This is a genomic window from Silvania confinis, from assembly GCF_025564085.1.
In the GTDB taxonomy this organism is placed as follows: domain Bacteria; phylum Pseudomonadota; class Gammaproteobacteria; order Enterobacterales; family Enterobacteriaceae; genus Enterobacter; species Enterobacter confinis.
In genome coordinates, this window is record NZ_JAMGZJ010000077.1 from 151466 (window position 1) to 171391 (window position 19926).

The following is a 19926-nucleotide window of genomic DNA, read 5'->3' on the forward strand; positions in this document are numbered from 1 at the left end:
TTAATCACTTTCAGGAACCCACTGGAACGGTCTGCGACCGCCCGACTTCTGTTACCGTTTCAACACGCTCATTGACATTAAAAACTGACACCAGCGAGGTCAGATGATCTGCCTGACTGGCCAACTGGTCGGTGGCTGCGGCCGCCTCTTCTACAAGGGAGGCGTTCTGCTGTGTCACCTGATCCATCTGGCTTACCGCCTGGGCAACCTGCTCAATACCGCGACGCTGCTCATCAGAAGCCGACGCGATTTCGCCCATAATGTCGTTCACTCGGGTCACGGAACCGACGATTTCGGTCATGGTTTTCGCTGCGGTATCCACCAGCGCTGAACCTTGCTGCACGCGTGACACCGATTCTTCAATCAGTACTTTGATCTCTTTTGCTGCGTTGGCGCTGCGGCTGGCGAGGTTACGGACTTCCCCGGCCACGACGGCAAATCCGCGCCCTTGCTCACCCGCGCGGGCCGCTTCGACCGCGGCGTTCAGCGCCAGAATGTTAGTCTGGAAGGCAATGCCGTCGATCACGCTGATGATGTCGCCAATCTTTTGCGAGCTGGCGGCAATATCATTCATGGTGCGCGCGACGCGGGTGGTTTGTTCCCCGCCCTGCTTCGCCGTTTGCGCGGCATTTTTCGCCAGACCCGAGGCCTGACGGGCGTTGTCGGCATTCTGCCCAACGGTGGCCGTCAGTTGCTCCATGCTGGCCGCCGTTTGCGCCAGCGAGGCCGCCTGCTGCTCGGTACGCGACGAGAGATCGTTATTGCCTTCGGCGATCTCGGAGATCCCGGTGTGCATCGCGTAGCTACCTTGACGCACCTGGGTCACTGTTTCGCGCAGCGAGCTTTGCATCGTTTTCAGGCTGGCGAAAATGGCCGAAATTTCGTTTTTGCCATACACCGCCACCGGACGCGCGAGGTCACCTTTGGCAATGCTGTCGAAATGGCTGCTAATGATCGCCAGCGGCTGGACAATCATTCTGCGTGACCAGAACAGCGCCGCACTGGTCAGCAGCGCCGCGACTATCACCATGGTGGCGAAGATCACCCCCGACATGTGGTAGCTGTTGCGACTGCTGGCCCCGGCTGCGTCGACAAAGTGGTTAATTTCCTGCTGCCAGTTTTGCGCGCTGGCGTCAAACGCCGCCTGCGATTCCTGCACCGGCGCGGTGAGGAAGTCCGACAGCTGGTTGTTCTCCAGCCACGTCGCCTGATGCTCTAAATCGCCATGCCACTGGGTGTAACCCGCCTGCACGGTTTTTTTCAGTTCATCGCCTTTAGCACTTATCGCCTTATGCTCGATAAAGGCCTTGAACATACCGTCAGCCTGCTTCAGGCTGTCGCGCGCCGTAGTCATCAGCGCCTTGATATCATCCGGCGGATAGCTCAGGGCGGTTAAGGTCCCGGCCTTGTTCAGCGCGGTACTGGCCTGCAGCAGTACGCCACGGGTCTGATCGAGCAACGCGCGTTGCTGATTGCCGACCTCCACTTCCTGCAAATTCTGATAGCCGTCGCGAAACGCCCAAAACGACAAGCCGTTACTGCCAACCTGCAATACCCCACACAGAATCAAAATCAAAAACAGTGTGGTCGAGATACGAATACGATTTAACATCCACGCTCCCATTCAGCGGCCAGCAGCCGCGGGTTAAAGTTCAGTCAAAATATTTCCCAGTTTTCATCCTGTCCGGTTGCCTGCGCGCGCGGTTTAGTCGATGCAGCGGCAGGCGCCGTCATCGAATGTCCAGCGTGCGTTGCCACCGTTTTTGCGGGCGTAGAGGTAAGACGGAATGCCGAAACGGCCATCTTCAGTAAGCTCGCCTGTTCTTCCAGCGCAGCTGCCGCCGTAGCGGACTCCTGCACCAGCGCGGCGTTTTGTTGTGTCACACGATCCATTTCCGAAACCGCCAGCGCCACCTGATCAATGCCGCGGCTTTGCTCGTCGGAGGCTGAGGCGATCTCACCCATGATGTCCGTCACCCGGGTCACGGCGTTAACGATGTCAGCCATGGTTTCGCCTGCGCTTTCTACCAGCACCGAGCCGGTATCCACGCGCGAGACGGAGTCCTGAATCAGGGTTTTGATCTCTTTGGCGGCATTGGCGCTGCGGCTGGCGAGGTTGCGCACTTCCCCGGCGACCACCGCAAATCCACGCCCCTGTTCACCGGCACGGGCGGCTTCAACCGCCGCGTTCAGCGCCAGGATGTTGGTCTGGAAGGCGATACCATCGATCACGCTGATGATGTCGGCGATTTTCTTCGAGCTGTCGGCAATGTCGTGCATGGTTTTCACCACCCCATCCACCACTTTGCCGCCGCGCAGGGCGGTTTCGGAGGCGCTCTCTGCCAGCTGCGAAGCCTGACGCGCATTGTCGGCGTTCTGCTTCACGGTGGCGGTCAACTGCTCCATGCTGGCCGCCGTTTCTTCCAGCGCCGACGCCTGCTGCTCGGTGCGGGATGAGAGGTCATTGTTACCCATCGCGATTTCACTGGTGCCGGTGTAGATGGCATCGGATCCCTGACGCACGTTGGTGACCGTTTCAATCAGCGAGCGCTGCATGTGGTCGACGCTGCTGGCCAGTTCGGTGATTTCATTGCGACCCGAAATCGCCAGGGTATGCATCAGGTTGCCGCTGGCAATCTCGCGGATGTGGGTAATGACACGGCCCAGCGGGTTAAGCAGGATATGGCGAATGCCGTACCAGACGGCGATCAGCACAATCGCCAGCGCCAGAGCGAGGATCGCCATCTGCCACTTGGCAAAACGGTAATCATCCACGCTGGCGGTAAAGGCGGTGCGGTACTGCGCGTCGCTGGCTTTGGCGTATTCACCCAGCGCGGCGGCCAGGGCGTTCTGCATTCCCTGGGTCGGCTGGGCAAAGTAGGCGTCGGTATTGCCGCTCTCGAGGAACTGGATCAGTTCCGCCAGACCGGCGGCGTAGTTATGAAACTTTTCGTCGATGTTCTGACTCGCCTGTTCCATCGACGGCAGCGGGGCAATCTGTTTGAAGGCGGCAAAGTGTTTCCCGGCTTCATCGAGGGTAGTCCGCGCGTTTTTCAGCAGCTCCGTTTTGGCGCTGCTCTGCTGGTTGGCGGCATCCATCATCATCCGCGCCGACGAGCGGCTGAGGTTGATACGGGTTTGCAGCATTAAATCCCAGGTGGTGGTGAGTTCACTTTGTTGAAGGCGTAAATCGTTGGAGGCCGCGAAGCTGGCCTGATTATGTTTGAGAGACGAGAAAAACAGGCTGCCGGAAATAAGTTGCAGAAGTGCGAAGACAACCAGCACCAACATCAGCAATGTGACAACGCGCATACGGTTCAACATACAACACCTTCTAACTGGATTTGTTCCCGGAGTTATCGGCACAACTGGCGGGAACTTTACGCTCCCGAAGGGAAAAGCGTGGTTCAGAAGGCGATGTCGACCACCAGGGTATCGCTGTAGCTGCCTGCGGGCGGGGTGGTCTGGGTGGTCAACACTTTCGCGGTGTAGTTATAGCGGCGCAGCAGGCCATCGGCGCTGACCTGAGATGATACCCCGCTGGACCAGCGTTCTGTGCCGCTGCTGCCCCAGCGATTGCTGGTCGCTTCTTTATAAATTTCGTAGCTCATGCGGTTGGTGCCGCTCGCCATGCGGCGCACGTTGTTGCTGGCATTGGCACCGTTATTGATGCCGATGGTGTAGACACTGCCTTTGGTACAGGTGACCGAAATGGCCTGCGATACGGTGGGGAAATTTTGCACCAGCGGCGCGGTGTTGAAATTGACGGTCGGGGTGCTCATCGCGCTGCAGTCGTTGGTGACGGTCATATTCAGCACGATGCTGGTCGTGGCGGTGCCGATTTGCGGCGTGCCGCACAGACCCAGTATACCCACCGCGCAGACGTTGTAGTTGATGCTGAAATTAAGCGTCACCTGATAGGGCCCGGCGCTGACGTTCTGCCCGGGGACGGTGCGGAAATAGAGCGGGATATTGTACTGTTTGGCACCGAGCAGGCTCAGCAGCGTTGGGCCGCTCCAGGTGTAGCCTTTGCCGATCTGCACTTCGCTGTTGCTCCCGCACCCGGCCAGCCCGCACAGGCGGGTGGGGATCACGTCGGTTATCGCCGCATTATCGGTGCGCTTCAGGGTGGCACGGCTGTTGGCATTGACGGTCGCGCCAATGTAATTGAGGGTAATGGAGTCGTTGGTCAGCAGGTTGAGCGTCGCATCGCAGGTCACCACCAGCGTGCCGGTAGTTGGCACTTCCCCGCTGCCGCTGAGGGCAAACGAGGTGACGCTGCCAAAGTTGGCATTAACGGTGCCGACGGTACAGGCTCCCCAACTCATCGTGGAGACCAGCAGCAACACCAGTATCAGCAGCAGGCGTTTCATTGCCCCTCCCGACAGGTCAGCGGCCCGTAAGTTTGCAGCTTATGCCCAGGATTGGCGTCCAGGGTGAGCGTCACCTGACAGCGTTTACCGTCCGGGGTGCGCACCGTCAGGGCATTGACGTCCGTCAGATCTTCCAGCCACGCGATCCCGTCGTAGCCCACCACCGCCGGGGTTCTGCCCGGACGCGACACCTGGCTGCCGAGCGGGATGTCCAGCCCCTTACCGTCGTGGAGGATCACGCTCGCCACCCGCTCCTGCTCCATCGGAAAATCAACCAGATAGCCGCTGTTGCGCCGCAGCGCCACCCGCCGCTCGGTCTCCTTGAGCCGGGTGTCGGCGGGAAGGTTAAGGGTGTTGATGCTGTAGCTGGCCGGATAGTAAGCCGACACGCCACTGATCAGCAGATAGCCGTTGCGGTTAGTTTTGCCGACCGGCTGGTTCTCGTAGCTGACCGGCACCTCCGGCTGCCCGTCGGTGCTGACCACCACAAAGGCGTCGTTGATTTTATTGGCGGCAAACAGCTCCCCGTCCATCAGCACCAGCGAGCCCAGCGCTTCGCCCCACCAGGTCATCATGTCGCGCTCGCCGTAGCCGCCGCCCTGAAGTTCGATATTACTGTTACGCCAGCCCAGTGAACCCTGCTGATAGTTACTGGAACGCGACTGGCGCGCGAGAGCCATGTTCCAGCTAAAACCGCCGTCGCTGGGCATCGAGTGGTTGTAGTTAAGCCTCTGAGTGCTGCCGGAAGTTGGGGTGTTTTCCACGGTGAGGGCGGCGCTGTCGCGTTCGCCGAGGGGGATCTGCAGCGACATCGCCACCGTCCAGTCGCCCTGCTGCTGATCCCGGCTGGCGGCAAGATAAATACTGCTGCTGCCCCACAAATTGCGGCTCCATGAGAGGTTTAGCAACTCGGTTTTCTGGTTATCAAAGCTCTGGACGCCGATCCACGCCGCGCCAATGTTGCCGTATTCACCCATGTTGAAGGTCAGAGAATACTGGTCGGTATTGCGGCTCAGGCTGGCAATGGGCTGATCATATTCGTCATAGACCGTTGGCTGATCGTACAGCGCCAGGTTGCCGAACCCGCGATCGCGGCGGCTGTGCTGGGTAGCAAGGCTGAAGGTGCTGGTGCTGTACTGATAGCCCCAGTTCAGCTGCCCACCGGTATCGCCGCGCATCTGGCTCTGGCTCCAGGCGGTATTGACCACCCCGAACTGCCCCAGTTTAACCACCGTCCCGGCCCCGCCAAGCGCCAGCTGCTCCGCGCCTTCCACGTGGCTCTCCAGCGTCAGCCAGTCGGTCAAGCCGTAACGATATGAGCCGCTGCCCGCTGCCGGACCGTAGTCAAAACTGTCGATGCCGTAATTGCGCCGCAGGCTGCCCAGCGTGACGGCTCCGTCGCTGAGTCCTTGCTTAAGCAGTTCGCTGGTCACGTAGAACGGCAGCGTGGTGCTGACCTGGCGTCCCAGCGCATCGGTGGTGACCAGCACCGCATCCCCCGCCCCATTGATGTACGGCAGATTGGTGAGGGTGAACGGCCCCGGCTGCAGATTGGTCGAGCCCGCGCGGTAGCCGTTAACGAACAGATCCACGGCAGTGGGCACCGCCGCTTCGCCAGAGAATTCGGGCAGCGGCCAGGTGACCAGATCCGGGCGCAGAGAGAAGTCGCGACCATAGCTTATCCCGCCCATGCGCACGCTGCTGCTCCAGCTCAGGGCATCGCTGATCACATCCCCGGCGGTCCAGGTGGTGGCGTCCTCTTCGTCGGTGACCAACAGGGTGGTGTCGTAGCGCACGTATCCCTCCTGCTGCCCGCTGCCGCCGGTGAAGTTTTGCCGCACATAGCCGGTGGAGGATAACGATCCCCGTTCGTCAAAATAGCGAAACTCATGCCACAGAGAAGCCTGGCCGCCGCTGTGTTCGGTGTGGTTGGTGTAGAAATCGTAGTTGAGCAGCGCCCCTTTGCCGAAGTGCGGCGTGCTTTGCACCATCTGACCGCTGAACGGCGTCGTGCGCGCGCCGACCCACTCCCGTGGGACGCTGAGCAGCAGGCGCTGCCCGCTGCTATCGTACTCGGCGCGCACTTCGTTCAGGCGCGAGACGTTTACCTCTCCCGGCGCAACCTGGTCGGCGGGCAGCCCGGCGCGCAGCAGATCGGCACTGCCCACCCAGTAATCACCCTTTCGCCGGGTGACAGGCACCACCAGCCCGGTGTCGTAATGATTGAGGACCAGCGCCAGCTGAAACAGCGCCTCGTCGTTGACCGGCTGTGGCGCGGGCGGTGGGGGCAACATATCGTCACCGGATTCGGCCCAGCTTGCTGTAGTGACGCAGAGCAGGATACCCATCAACGACTTCAGTTGGCGGGTGCCGACTGCCATTGCGTATCCCTGGCATTAATTTGCGCACGCATCTGGCCCGGCTGACCGACACCTGACGGCAGTGGCCAGCTGCGCGCACTGCCCGGCAGCACATACCCCAGCAGGCCATCCGCCAGGGTACGCGTCTGACCGCCCTGCTGTAAGGTGACCTGGCTGAGCCGGACATGTACATCGCCCTGATTACGGACCTGCAGCGCAGGTTGCCCGTTCTCACGCACCACCCGCCAGCTCAGTTCACGCGGCTCGACCAATGCGTGATGCGCCCCCTCTTTGATGGTTTCAATCCCCTGTCCGTAAACAAACAGCGGAATGGAGTAGCGCATCTGCAGCTTTAACCCCATCTGCGGGGTCTCTTTATCCTGAGGCTGAGGGATTTCATCCACAATGATGCGATAGGCTTGCTCGACCCCCACCGGAACATCCCCCTGCTTGATCAGGCGGATCAACTGCTTGCTGCCCTTGCCGATAGTGACGATCGGCGGGCTGGCGACCACCTCCTGCTGCGCGGTATAGCGCTCAAGACCATTTTCCTGCTTCCAGCGCACAATGCGCACCTGCATGGTGGTGGCGTTGTTGCCCTGATTCTGCACCCACAGTTCAGTGGCTTTGGTATCGGCTGCCAGCCAGGGATCAATCGGCCACAGCAGAATGGTTGCCGCGCCCTGCGCCTGGCCCACCGTACCGCCCAGCGCCAGCATCAGGCCCAACAGGCAACGCCGCGAGAATACCTTCATCATCCTTCTCCCTTTTTCACCACGTTAAGGTCACGGTGAGTTGATCTGCGTAATTTCCGGCCGGGCTAAACCCGGTCAGAAGCGCCACGCCAAATAGCGGCAGCGCAATGTTATTGCTGTTGGTGTAGGTCACGGACACCGACTGGTTGACGCCGATTTCACTGTTGGCCGCCAGTGAACTGCTGCTGTAAAGGCGGTAAGGCACCTGACTGGTGCCCCCTGCCCGCTGCATGTTGCGCACCGAGCTGTAGTGCTGACCGCCGTCGATGCTCATGCTCAGCGCCACCCCTGGCGTACAGGCGATCGACAGCGATCCGTTCGGCACAAAGCTGGTATTCACCGATCCACGTTCCACCCCGGTATGGGTGCCAAAATTAAGCGTACCCAGCAGCCCGCCGCTGCCCGCCACCACCGAACAACCGGGGGTGATGGTGGCATTGACCTGAAAAGACTGGGTCGTTACTGCCCGAACGTTGCCCGTCGCCAGCAGCAGACTCAGGATAAAAAAAGCGCGCAGCTTGCCCTCTCCCTGGCGTTGGAGCGATGGCGAATGGCCGATCATCGGGAGCTGGCGCTAATAGGTGACGCTGACGTTAATGGTGTCGGTGTAAGTGCCTGGCACCACGGTGACGCTGTTGCCGCCGCCGGTTATCCGTCCGTACAGCGTATAGCTGTTTACCCCGCCTGCGGTGGAGGCCACCGGCAGCGGTGCGTTGTTGGCGATGATATTGCTAAATCCACCATCGCTGTACAGGCTGTAGGCCACGCCCTGACTGGCGTCGGCATTGTTCACCAGATAGCGGTTAGGCGTTCCCGGCGTCCCGACCACCGTGCCAGGCGCGGTGGAGTTGGTGTTGCCGGTGATCGCCACCGTATAGCTATCGGTGGTGCACTGAATGGTAAAGGTGTTGCCACCGCTGGCACCGGATAACTGCGTGGTCAGCGTCGAGAACGTAGCGGGATGCGTGCCAAAATCGAGGGTACCGAAGTTGATCCCATTCTGGGTCGGCGAGCCGTTAATCAGGCAGCCGTTGGTCAACGTCAGGGTTGCGCCAATGGTGCCACTACTGGTCACCGCCTGCGCCGGGCCGGATGCAACAATCGCGAGCATCCCGCCGGTAAATAGCATCAGATGTGTTTTATTCATTTTCCACCCTCCAGAAAATGTCGTATCGGGTTACCGCCGTTTTCTGATAACGCTCAATCTGTTAGCACCCATTACGTTTCTGTCGGGTGATTAATCTGAAATTTAGTTTATGGATCACGACTCAACCACTTTTCGCGCGGTGCCTCATACCTTTGCCGTATTGACGTAAATTTACGAACTAAAACAATTAGATAAGAAATGTCTTACGTGGATTCACAAGCAAGATTGGAAAATATATTGGTTAAAACGTGATTTACTTCACAATATATCCACGCGAATTTAGCAACAAAATTAATAATTATTAAAAAAATATTGAAATAGCAATCGATTTACTTCAGTTTAGGTAATGGATTCATTGATGCGCTGAATAATAAAACCAATACAAATCAGCCAATTGAATAATTCATACCTTCAACGAGGATTTTTTGGTGGCAAGTGCAAACAAACTCACGATCTTTATCGTGATTTTTATGCTGGCGGGCATTCTGTCCGGCGCAGTTATTCATCAGTATGCGTCAGCCGACGCGATAGCAACCTGGTCAGACAACATCACGATATTTACCGACATGTTCCTGCGGCTCATCAAGATGGTGATCGCGCCGTTGGTCTTTAGCACTCTGACGGTCGGGATCATGCGCCTTGGCGAAACCGCCACCATTGGCCGCGTGGGCGGCAAAGCGATGGTCTGGTTTATCAGCTCATCGGTGCTCTCTATTCTGGTTGGCCTGTTTATCGTCAGCCTGCTGCACCCGGGTAGCGGCCTGAATCTGGCGGTGCCGACCGGCGCTGTCGAGACTGGGCTGGCCACCGGCGGCATGACCCTGAAGGGTTTTCTGTCCCACACCATTCCGACCAGCATTGCCGGGGCGATGGCCAATAACGAGATCCTGCAGATTGTCGTGTTCTCGATGTTCTTTGGCATTGCCGGCGCGTCGCTGGGTGAGAAATTTAACGCCCCGCTGGTGGCGGCACTGGACGTGGTGTCCCATATCATGCTGAAGGTCACGGGCTATGTGATGTACGTTGCGCCGCTGGCGATCTTCGCGGCCATCTCCTCGGTGATCGCCACCCAGGGGCTGGGCATTTTGCTGAACTACGCCTCGTTTATCGGCGGTTACTATCTGGCGATCGTCCTCACCTGTCTGGTGCTGTTGGCGGTGGGTTACATGGTGCTAAAAAAAGAGGTCTTCCGGCTGGTCAGCATGCTGAAAGATCCGGTGCTGGTGGCGTTCACCACCAGCAGCTCGGAAGCCGCCTACCCGAAAACGCTGGAGCAGCTCACCCGCTTTGGCTGTTCACGCAATATCGTCTCGTTCGTGCTGCCGATTGGGTATTCGTTTAACCTGGTGGGATCGATGGTCTATTGCTCGTTTGCGTCGATGTTTATTGCCCAGGCGTACAATATTCAGCTGAGTTTTTCCGAGATTGTGGTGTTGATGTTAACCCTGATGCTGGCCTCGAAAGGCATCGCCGGGGTACCGCGCTCTGCGTTGGTGGTGCTGGCAGCGACCATTCCGAGCTTTAACATTCCGGTGGCGGGTATTTTGCTGCTGATGGGGATTGATCATTTCCTCGACATGGGGCGTTCGGCGATTAACGTGCTGGGGAATGGCGTGGCGACGGCGATGCTGGCGCAGAATGAGGGGTTACTGGAGGAGGAGGCTGGGCTGGCTCGCCAGGAAGCGTAAGCTCTTATGTATACGTAGTGGAAAGGTTCCGTTCACTTTACGTCCAACAGAATATGACGTTCCAGAATCGGTGAACGTGACAAGGGGGCCACCGCGGCCCCCTTGTCAATCCCGGCTCCCGGCCATGAAAATCGCCGCTTCGCGGTTCCTTCGGCTTATGTCCTTCGGCTATCGGGTCGGGCGTGATCCTACATCCATGTAGGTCACGCCCTCTCGGCGCATCCATGCGCCTCGCCCCGGCCTACGGTCAACGCCTCAGCGATTTTCTGCCGGACTTGCGCTCCCTCCACCTTCTTCATTTTCTTCATTGCCTGAATACGGCACGGTGTTGAGTCCCCGCTGAAATCGGCGAACCGGAGACCGAATGACAAGGGCTGGACGCCAGGGATGGCGGACAGAGGCGAAGCGAGACAGGATGTCGAGTTGAGCCGACCGCAGGCAGTAGGTCGGGAGGTGAGCGTAGTGCGAAGCACCGATTTCATTGCGGGGCCGCGGGGATTGATAAGGGGGCCGCGGTGGCCCCCTTATCACGTTCACGTGCTGTGCAAGTTTCATGGACTCCCGTTCTTAAGGTGAACGGAACAGCCCACTAAAGCTCACAATTGGCGTTCATTTCGCTTCTGCGGCCTGATGCCCTCACCCCGACCCTCTCCCACGGGAGAGGGAGAAAACATCACGCTACGTGATTCGCCGCCACATCCAGCAACGCCATTTCATCGCTGTTCAGCAGTTTCTCAATGTTCACCAGAATCAACATCCGATCCCCAAGCGCACCCAGACCCGTCAGGTATTCGGTGGACAACGTCACGGCAAACTCCGGTGCCGGGCGGATCTGATCGGTGGTCAGGGACAGCACATCTGATACCCCGTCAACCACAATCCCCACCACGCGCTGGCCCAGATTGAGAACAATCACCACGGTGTTCTCGTTGTACTCAACGTCGCCCTGATTGAACTTCACGCGCAGATCAACGATAGGCACGATCACGCCGCGCAGGTTGGTCACGCCTTTGATAAATTCAGGCGTGTTGGCGATACGGGTCACCTGATCATAGCCACGGATTTCCTGCACTTTCAGAATATCGATACCGTATTCTTCATCACCTAAAGTGAAAACCAGGAATTCCTGCCCTGATGGCTCGCCGGCCAGCTTCGTTACATTACTCATACCGGTCATGTTTTTACCTTCTTAACTGAATCAGGCGGCTGTGTGCGCCATACGTTGTTCACGATTTAATCCCTGAAGCGCCGACACGTCGACGATCAGCGCCACGCTGCCATCCCCGAGGATGGTGGCGGCAGAAATTCCCGGCACTTTGCGGTAGTTGCTCTCAAGGTTTTTCACCACCACCTGATGCTGACCAATCAGCTGATCGACCAGCAGCGCATAGCGGCGGCCTGCGCTTTGCAGGATCACCACAATCCCCTGAGTGGCTTCGGTTTTGGCCCCGTCCACGTCGAACACTTTCCACAGCTCCAGCAGCGGCAGGTATTCGCCACGCACTTCCAGCACGCGCTCACCGCCCGCCAGTGGATGCAGATCTTCATCACGCGGCTGCAGTGATTCCATCACCGCATTAAGCGGCAGGATAAACACTTCGTTCGCCACTTTTACCGACATGCCGTCGAGGATGGCCAGCGTCAGCGGCAGCAGGATGCGAATGGTCGTGCCGGTCCCCTGCTTCGACTTGATCTCAACGTGACCCCCCATCTCCTGGATGTTACGTTTCACCACGTCCATGCCTACGCCACGCCCGGAGACGTCAGTCACCTGCTCGGCGGTGGAGAAGCCCGGTGCGAAAATCAGCATCCCGACCTCTTCGTCGGTCATGTTTTCGTTGACCGCCATCCCCTGCGACAGGGCTTTTGCCAGGATGCGCTCGCGGTTCAGGCCTGCACCATCGTCGATCACTTCGATACAGATATTGCCGCCCTGATGCTCGGCGGAGAGGATCAGGTTGCCGACCGGGGATTTCCCTGCCGCCACGCGGTTCTCAGGCAGTTCGATCCCGTGATCGAGACTGTTACGCACCAGGTGCGTTAACGGATCGATAATGCGCTCGATCAAGCTCTTATCCAGCTCGGTTGAGCTGCCCATCAGCGTCAGTTCAATCTGCTTGTTGAGCTTGCTCGCCAGATCGCGCACCAGACGCGGGAAGCGGCTGAAGACGTATTCCATCGGCATCATACGAATCGACATCACCGATTCCTGCAGGTCACGGGCGTTGCGCTGCAGCTGGCTCATGCTGGTGATCAGTTCCCCGTGGTTCACCGGATCCAGCTCGTTAGAGCGCTGGGCCAGCATCGACTGGGTAATCACCAGTTCGCCTACCAGGTTGATCAGCTGATCGACTTTTTCTACCGCCACACGAATGGAGGTCGATTCGCTGGCGCGTGCGGCCGGTTTTTCACGTTCGACACGGCCTGGCGCAGCGGTTTCTGCCGGAACCGCCTTCAGCGCAGGGGCAGCAGCGACAACCGCCGGGGCGGCTGGCGCTTCTGCTTCTACTGCGGCTTCGGCCACCGGTTCATCGATCACCGCTTCAAAATCAATCTGTTCTGGCTCGATCACGAAGCACAGCACCGCAATCACGTCGTCTTTGCCGATCCCACCGCCGAGTGTGGCCGCAAGGGTGTCTTTGCCCTTCACCACGTTACTCAGGGTGGCCAGATTGCTCAGTTCCTCTTCCAGCAGGTTGACTTCGCTCTCTTTCAGGCCGGACAGCACAATTCGCAGACGGTCGTCTGCAACGGGCGCCGCGACGGGAGCGGCATCCACCACGCTCAGTTTTGCCGGGGCGACAGCGGGCGCAGCCGCTTCACCTTTGGCTTCAAGGGCTAACTGACGCAGCGCGTTGCAGATGTATTCAAAGCTGGCAGCATCCTGCTCCTGCGAGCTTTTATAGGCATTGAGCTGTTCCTGCATAATGTCTTTCGTTTCCAAAAACAGGTTAATAATGTCGGTATTGAGCTGCATCTCACCGCGTCTGGCTTCATCAAGCAGGTTTTCCATCAGATGCGTGGTTTCCTGCAGGATGGTAAAGCCAAACGTGCCGGCGCCCCCTTTGATGGAGTGGGCTGCACGAAAAATGGCGTTGAGCTGCTCTGAATCCGGCGCTTCGGGCACCAGATCCAGCAGATGTTGCTCCATATCAGCCAACAACTCGTCGGCTTCATCAAAAAACGTCTGGTAAAAATCGGTAATATCCATGCTCACGCTATCACCTCGGATTGGCTGGTGGCGATGTTGTAACGGCAACCGAAGGCACGGCGCCTGGCTGTTTTAAATCATCCAGTGACTCATTTTGACTTTCGGCGTTTTCGTGCAGGATGGCCTGCTCCGCCTGTTTATTGAGCACTAAAATACTGATACGACGGTTGATGGCATCGTCCGGCCCGCGGTCGGACATGCGCATGGTGGCGGCCATGCCGATAACCCGCAGCACTTTGCCATCATCAAGGCCTCCGCCCACCAGCTCACGGCGGGAGGCGTTGGCGCGATCCGCAGAGAGTTCCCAGTTGCTGTAGCCTTTTTCGCCGCTGGCATAAGGGAAGTCATCGGTGTGACCGGAAAGACTGATTCGGTTAGGGATCCCATTCAACACCGGTGCAATAGCACGCAGGATGTCGTGCATGTAGGGTTCCACATCGGCGCTGCCGGTTTTAAACATCGGGCGGTTCTGACTGTCGATAATCTGAATGCGCAGCCCCTCCTGCACCAGGTCGATCTTCAGGTGCGGACGCAGCGCGCGCAGCTTTGGATCGGCCTCAATCAGCTGATCCAGATCGCCGCGCAGTTTTTGCAGACGGCTCTGCTCCATACGTCTTTTGAGCTCATCAATGTTTGGCTCGCGCTTCACTTCGCCCTGCTTCTGCGTGTAATCATCGCCACCGCCGGGGATCAGGCTGTCGCTGTTAGCCATTCGCGGCCCGCTCGACACCGCCGTCGCCAGCGGGGTACGGAAATATTCGGCGATCTGAATCAGCTCTTTCGGGCTAGAGATTGAGATCAACCACATCACCAGGAAGAAGGCCATCATGGCGGTCATAAAGTCGGCATAGGCAATTTTCCACGAGCCGCCATGATGGCCCCCATGGCCTTTGTGCTTACGCTTTTTGACTATGACGATAGGATGGGCCTGGTTTTTCATGCGTCTTCAGTGCTCGTCTGCTGGTTTGGGTTCTTCACCGCGCGCACGTGCTCTTCGAGCTCGTTAAACGATGGACGCTCGCTGGAGTACAGGGTTTTACGCCCAAACTCGACCGCAATCGGCGGGGCATACCCGTTCAGGTTGGAAAGCAGGGTAATCTTGACGCACTGCATCATTTTGCTGGTTTCAGCGCTTTTCTGGCGCAGTACGGTCGCCAGCGGGGAGATAAAGCCATACGCCAGCAAGATGCCGAGGAAGGTCCCCACCATCGCGTGGGCAATCAGCGCGCCCAACTCTGCCGCCGGGCGATCCGCCGAGGCCAGGGCGTGAACCACCCCCATTACCGCCGCAACGATCCCGAAGGCAGGCAAGGAGTCCCCCACCATCGCCAGGCTGTTGGCCGGAACTTCGGTTTCGCTTTCGTGGGTTTCGATCTCTTCGTCCATCAGGGCTTCGATTTCGAAGGTGTTCATGTTGCCGCTGATGATCAGGCGCAGATAATCGACGATGAATTCCAGCATCGCCTTATCGGCGAGGATGCGCGGATAGCTGGCAAAAATCTCGCTCTCCTGTGGATTCTCGATATCACGCTCCAGCGAGAACATCCCCTGCTGGCGCGATTTGGCCATCAGGCGATACAGCAGCGCCAGCAGATCCATGTACATGCTTTTGGTGTACTTCGAACGACGGAACAGTAACGGCAACGCCTTTAAAGTTGCCTTGATCGCCTTGCCGTTGTTACCAACGATAAAAGCACCCACCCCTGCACCGCCGATGATGACCAACTCAGCGGGTTGATAGAGTGCCCCAAGGTGCCCGCCGGTCATCATATAACCGCCGAAAACTGTACCGATAACTACCAGGTAACCTAATAAGATAAGCACGACATCATCCTTCCGCTAGTGACTTTAGCTGGATGCGCAGTTCGGGGTTTTACCCGCCCTTTGGGCATAAAAAAAGCAGCGGTAATGGCTTACCGCTGCTGGAATCTTGCCCCTGGGATCGGGTTAAACAGCTTGTACGATCTGTTCATCCAGCAGTTGTGGATTACTATCGGCAGGATCCCGGGAAAGTTTACGTCTTTTTACCGCGCGAGACGGCGGTTGGCACAAACTGCAGGCAAAGCTGCCAGCAGGCTGATGCGCATGGGTAATAAAGTTACCGCTACAGCTGTTGCAGCGAGAAAGTTGGAGCAGTCCGCTCTCAACAAAACGCACCAGCGTCCATGCGCGAGTCAACGCCAGCAGCGGTCCTTCTTCAGGCTGCGGGCACTGCTCCAGGTACAGTTTGTAGGCTTTAATGACCGCATCGACGCCGCTGCATAAGCCGGTCTTGAGGAGATACTGCCAGGCATTGCAGAACATAGAAGCATGAATATTTTGCTCCCATGTCATAAACCAGTCGGTGGAAAACGGCAGCATGCCTTTTGGCGGCGGGCTTCCGCGTAATTCTTTATACAATTTGATAAGACGACCACGGCTCAGCTGCGTCTCGCTTTCCAGCATTTGCAAACGAGCACCCAGGGTAATCAATTCCATCGCTAGCTGAATGTCACGCGCTTCCTGAACAATGCTCTTCTCGCTCATGGTTATGCCCTTTTCTTACGGGCTGCGTCATCAGGCTGGCTGATTTCGTTGAGCAGACGGGTAGAAAGTAAAATGCCGGTGTGAACCTGCTGCAGATCATCCACACGGGAATCCTGCGTCAGCTGAGTGATGGTCTGGTGACTATCGAAACGGAACTGACAAACCAGTTGATTGGTTTCGGCCAGTTTCACCATTTGCGGCAGCGTTAACGCACCCAGCGTGGTAGCCATCTCTTCATGGATACCCAGACGGAACATCGCCGAAGCTTTGTCCTGGCTAATTAAGCGTTGCGCAAGCAGTAAATATGACAGGTTGATGTCATAAATGTGTTTTAGCAATTCGGATGTATGCATCGGTTCCTTCCCGAATAACCTACAATCATTTTTTGTGCGGTCATCCCGCACCCCGTGATGTCGCCGGGAAAACCCCGGTAAAAAAAATAAGCAAAGGCTAAAACACATAGTCGAATTAAGTTGTGTAGAGATGAATCACGTAAAGAAGAATAGTCGTCCTCTCTTACACATTTATCATTTCTTACAATTAACTAAGATTTTTCCTAATTCGCCGCAACTCTACCCGTCCGGTTTACCACATACAATGCAGCCCCGCGTGAAATTTGGAATAAATGTGATCTACATCACATAATTTGCCTGAATCTGATCCAAAAATCCATCAGTACCGCTTCTAAATTGTCTTTTTATTGAGCGATTAACCGTTGGATATATTCTCTGCATGCGAATATTCATGCAGAAGCATGAACTGAGGCGGCATGTTACTTGCCGAGGGTTGACAGCGAGCGAATGCCCGTCCGGCCTCGCTATATCTATGATAGAAACGCTGAATCGAACCTGTTCTAAAACAGCCAGTTAACCCTACAAAATGCGTAACCAATTCCCTTCCGTTACTTCTTTTTAGAGGTTGATGCAAGGTTAAAAAGTATGTATTACAGGTAATTAAAATTGTATGGTTTACGTTAAGTGTTGGTTTGCTGCCGACTTGTGCATGGCCATGCTATTCATTGCATAAGAATTATTAATGAATAATTATGATGAGCATCACACTAATGTCATTTTCGCCTCTTGCGCAAAGAAACGAAGCTCGTTAATGCTGATGGATAGACGGTTTACTGAACCCGCAGGAGGACGCCATGAGTTACTCCCATCTACTTGTTTGTGTTGCTCTTTCCCCTGAAAGCGAACAATTACTGTGCAAAGCGGTTGCCATCGCCCGCCCGTCGCAGGCGCGCATCACGCTGGTTACGTTGTCAACAGAACCTGAAATGTACAACCAACTGGCCGCCCCCATGCTGGAAGATATTCGCGGCGTACTGCTCGAGGAAACACAGCAATTTCTGGATACGCTGATTGCGCACGCGGAATATCCGATTGCGCAAACCGTTATTGCGACCGGCGAAATAAGTCAGTGTATTTTTGATATATGTCAAAAGCAGCAGGTGGATTTGGTGATATGCGGCAATCACAACCGCAGCTTTTTTTCACGCGCGGCGTGCAGTGCAAAAACCATTGTCGGCAGCAGCAAAGTCGATGTGCTGTTAATTGCACTCAGCGCTGTCTGAGCCGCTGAGTGGCAAACATCAGGCCAGTTTAGGGAAGGTTGCGACCTTTTTTTGCAGATTGCTCTCCGCACTGTGGGGAGCAATGTCATTCAGATCCTTGATAAAGCGCGCCTGCCAGCGATCGATATCGTTATCACGGATCACTTTCATCATCTCAGCATGACGCGATATGCGCTCCGTTAGCGGCATGTTCAACGCACGATGCAGCGCATTAGCCACATCATCCCGGTCGTAAGGATTGACAATCAGTGCCGAGGTCAACTCATTGGCGGCACCGGCAAATTGCGAAAGCACCAGCACGCCGGGGTCCTTCGGGTCCTGCGCCGCAACATACTCTTTCGCCACCAGGTTCATCCCGTCACGCAGCGGTGTGACCAGCCCAACGTCAGCGTAACGGAACACCTTCATCAGGATTTTGCGTTCAAAATGCTGGTTGAGATAGAACAGGGGCGTCCAGCCGAGCTGCCCGTAACGGCCATTGATGCGTCCCGCTTCGGTTTCCAGCTGATGACGAATGTCCTGATAGGCCTGCACCTCCCCGCGCGAAGTGGGTGCAATCTGCGTGTAGCGAATTTTGCCGTGGTGTTCAGGGAATCTTTCCAGCAGGGTTTCATAGGCCTGGAAACGTTCCGGCAGCCCTTTGGAGTAATCCAGTCGCTCGACGGAGAAGATGTTTTTAACGTGTTTCAACTCGTTTTTGAGCTGCGCCAGCTTAGGCGGCAACGGCCCGGAGGCCTGCTCGGCAATATCGTCAGGCTCAATGCCAATCGGGTAGACTTCGGTGTAAAAGCGCTTGCCCCAGGCAGTATGCGACCGGTCATCGTGGGCAATCAGCCGCGTTTTGCTGGCGACGCAGTCCAGAAAGGCCAGCCGGTCGTTATCCGTCTGGAAGCCCAGCAGATCGTAATCACACAGCTGCTCGAGCAGTTCCTCGCCAGGCGGCAGTGCGTTAAAGATCTCCGGCGTCGGGAACGGGATATGCAGGAAGAAGCCGATGCGGTTATTGATCTCACGCTTGCGCAACTCGCTGGCAAACGGCAGCAAATGGTAGTCATGAACCCACAGCACATCATCCTGTTTGACCAGCGGCTGCAGTTTATCGGCCAGCAGGCGGTTAACCCGCATGTACCCTTCCCAGGCTTCACGTTTAAACTTCACCAGATCCAGGCGATAGTGAAAGGCTGGCCACAGCACCGCATTGGAAAACTGGCTGTAATATTCATCGTAATCCTGCTCGTTGAGGTTAAACGAGGCCCAGGTGATGTTCCCGCGCGTCACCTTTTTTAGCGGTTTGTCATCCTGACCAATGTCCCCGCTCCAGCCAAACCAGAGTCCCCCGGTGCTTTTTAAGGCACCCAGCACCCCTACCGCCAGGCCACCCGCGCTGGATTTTTTGTCATCCGGGGGAGCGATTCGGTTAGAGACTACGATCAAGCGACCCATAAGGTGTTCTCCTGTTAGTTTGCGCTATTTTTTTTTGTTGTTGATGGTTAGCGGCTTTTATTATCCATTCCCAGACATCAGGCACCGTTGCCAGCCGCCAGCGGGCTTTGGTATCGCCTGTGCCGACTTTCACTGACACACCCTTGAGCTGGTTAACCACCTCAAAGCCATGTTCATCCGTCAGGTCATCGCCAAAAAACACCGGCGTTCTGCCCGCAAAAGGCGCTTCATGCATAAAGGCCGAGATAGCCTCGCCTTTGTGGATCCCGCGCGGTTTGATTTCGACCACGCATTTGCCCGGCTGTAGCGACAGCTGGGGATTGTCATGCACCACTTGTTCCGCCAGCGCCTGAACGTCCTGCTGATACTGGGGAGCCTGACGATAGTGCAGCGCAAAGGCCATGCCTTTGGCTTCCAGTTCAGTGCCCGGCAGCCACGCAAGCGCCGTCGCCAGCTGTGCATGCAGCGTCTGAACCAGTTCCTGGGGAAGAGTGACGATTTGCGCATGGCCATGGATGTCGCGGCGCTCCGCTCCGTGTACACCGGCAAGCGGGAAACGGTAAGGTTCGGCAAGCTTGTCCAGCTCAGCCATTGAACGCCCTGATATCAATGCCAACGCTCCCTGATTCAGCAGCGACAGCTGATTCAGTGCATGCAACACATCGTCGGGTACAGCCACCTCATCGGGATGAGGCCTGATGGTGGCAAGGGTCCCGTCGAGGTCAAAAAACCAGGCAAAATCTTCAGATAATAAAGGCGGTGAAGTTAACGTATCGGCCACCCTGATCCTCCTTACGGTTGGCGAGATGAAAACAGTTAACATCTCAGTAGCCATGTAAGTATAGAC

17 protein-coding genes are annotated in these 19926 nt (G+C 56.8%); 2 read left to right on the plus strand and 15 right to left on the minus strand.

From position 1 onward, the window contains the following. Positions 1-10: 10 nt before the first annotated feature. The 7 genes from tap to M8013_RS14800 all read right to left on the minus strand — a co-directional run bounded on the left by tap (position 11) and on the right by M8013_RS14800 (position 8617). A complete protein-coding gene (gene tap, locus M8013_RS14770) occupies positions 11-1612 on the minus strand; it encodes a methyl-accepting chemotaxis protein IV (RefSeq protein WP_271268558.1) in 1602 nt (533 codons plus the stop codon). A 44-nt stretch (positions 1613-1656) separates the two neighbouring features. Further along, positions 1657-3324 carry a methyl-accepting chemotaxis protein II gene (gene tar / locus M8013_RS14775; RefSeq protein ID WP_271268559.1) on the minus strand — a complete coding sequence of 556 codons (1668 nt, stop codon included), beginning with the start codon at positions 3322-3324 and terminating at the stop codon, positions 1657-1659. A gap of 83 nt (positions 3325-3407) precedes the next feature. Further along, positions 3408-4373, minus strand: coding sequence for a Csu type fimbrial protein (locus M8013_RS14780; protein ID WP_271268560.1), 966 nt, complete (start codon positions 4371-4373; stop codon positions 3408-3410). Next, positions 4370-6754 carry a fimbria/pilus outer membrane usher protein gene (locus M8013_RS14785; RefSeq protein ID WP_271268561.1) on the minus strand — a complete coding sequence of 795 codons (2385 nt, stop codon included), beginning with the start codon at positions 6752-6754 and terminating at the stop codon, positions 4370-4372. Before M8013_RS14785 ends, M8013_RS14780 begins: the two co-directional genes overlap by 4 nt. After that, positions 6730-7488, minus strand: coding sequence for a fimbrial biogenesis chaperone (locus tag M8013_RS14790; RefSeq protein ID WP_271269093.1), 759 nt, complete (start codon positions 7486-7488; stop codon positions 6730-6732). Before M8013_RS14790 ends, M8013_RS14785 begins: the two co-directional genes overlap by 25 nt. Before the next feature lie 16 nt (positions 7489-7504). Then, the gene (locus tag M8013_RS14795; protein WP_271268562.1) at positions 7505-8050 is read right to left on the minus strand and encodes a Csu type fimbrial protein; all 546 of its coding nucleotides are present in this window, start codon (positions 8048-8050) and stop codon (positions 7505-7507) included. Between the two features lie 12 nt (positions 8051-8062). Further along, a complete protein-coding gene (locus M8013_RS14800) occupies positions 8063-8617 on the minus strand; it encodes a Csu type fimbrial protein (protein ID WP_271269094.1) in 555 nt (184 codons plus the stop codon). A gap of 446 nt (positions 8618-9063) precedes the next feature. On the opposite strand from M8013_RS14800, the gene M8013_RS14805 reads away from it, so the two are divergent. Then, positions 9064-10323 (plus strand): dicarboxylate/amino acid:cation symporter, encoded by a 1260-nt coding sequence (locus M8013_RS14805; protein ID WP_271268563.1) that lies wholly within the window; start codon positions 9064-9066, stop codon positions 10321-10323. A 673-nt stretch (positions 10324-10996) separates the two neighbouring features. Here M8013_RS14805 and cheW read toward each other — a convergent pair. The 6 genes from cheW to flhD all read right to left on the minus strand — a co-directional run bounded on the left by cheW (position 10997) and on the right by flhD (position 16413). Then, positions 10997-11500 carry a chemotaxis protein CheW gene (gene cheW / locus M8013_RS14810; RefSeq protein WP_271268564.1) on the minus strand — a complete coding sequence of 168 codons (504 nt, stop codon included), beginning with the start codon at positions 11498-11500 and terminating at the stop codon, positions 10997-10999. Positions 11501-11521: 21 nt separating this feature from the next. After that, positions 11522-13540: a chemotaxis protein CheA gene (cheA, locus tag M8013_RS14815; RefSeq protein ID WP_271268565.1), complete on the minus strand. Its 2019-nt coding sequence runs from the start codon at positions 13538-13540 to the stop codon at positions 11522-11524. A 4-nt stretch (positions 13541-13544) separates the two neighbouring features. Then, complete coding sequence (motB, locus tag M8013_RS14820) at positions 13545-14474, minus strand: flagellar motor protein MotB (RefSeq protein ID WP_271268566.1); 930 nt, start codon at positions 14472-14474, stop codon at positions 13545-13547. Then, on the minus strand, positions 14471-15358 hold the full coding sequence (gene motA, locus M8013_RS14825) for a flagellar motor stator protein MotA (RefSeq protein ID WP_271268567.1): 888 nt from the start codon (positions 15356-15358) through the stop codon (positions 14471-14473). The genes motB and motA overlap by 4 nt, the downstream gene beginning before the upstream one ends. Positions 15359-15481: 123 nt before the next feature. Next, a complete protein-coding gene (gene flhC / locus M8013_RS14830) occupies positions 15482-16060 on the minus strand; it encodes a flagellar transcriptional regulator FlhC (protein WP_271268568.1) in 579 nt (192 codons plus the stop codon). A gap of 2 nt (positions 16061-16062) precedes the next feature. After that, on the minus strand, positions 16063-16413 hold the full coding sequence (gene flhD / locus M8013_RS14835; protein ID WP_271268569.1) for a flagellar transcriptional regulator FlhD: 351 nt from the start codon (positions 16411-16413) through the stop codon (positions 16063-16065). Positions 16414-17207: 794 nt separating this feature from the next. Here flhD and uspC point away from each other — a divergent pair. Next, complete coding sequence (gene uspC / locus M8013_RS14840) at positions 17208-17636, plus strand: universal stress protein UspC (RefSeq protein WP_271268570.1); 429 nt, start codon at positions 17208-17210, stop codon at positions 17634-17636. Positions 17637-17654: 18 nt separating this feature from the next. On the opposite strand, the gene otsA is transcribed toward uspC, so the two are convergent. Together otsA and otsB are read right to left on the minus strand one after the other, a co-directional pair. After that, the gene (otsA, locus tag M8013_RS14845; RefSeq protein ID WP_271268571.1) at positions 17655-19079 is read right to left on the minus strand and encodes an alpha,alpha-trehalose-phosphate synthase; all 1425 of its coding nucleotides are present in this window, start codon (positions 19077-19079) and stop codon (positions 17655-17657) included. Next, a complete protein-coding gene (gene otsB / locus M8013_RS14850) occupies positions 19054-19860 on the minus strand; it encodes a trehalose-phosphatase (RefSeq protein WP_271268572.1) in 807 nt (268 codons plus the stop codon). Before otsB ends, otsA begins: the two co-directional genes overlap by 26 nt. Positions 19861-19926 lie beyond the last annotated feature (66 nt).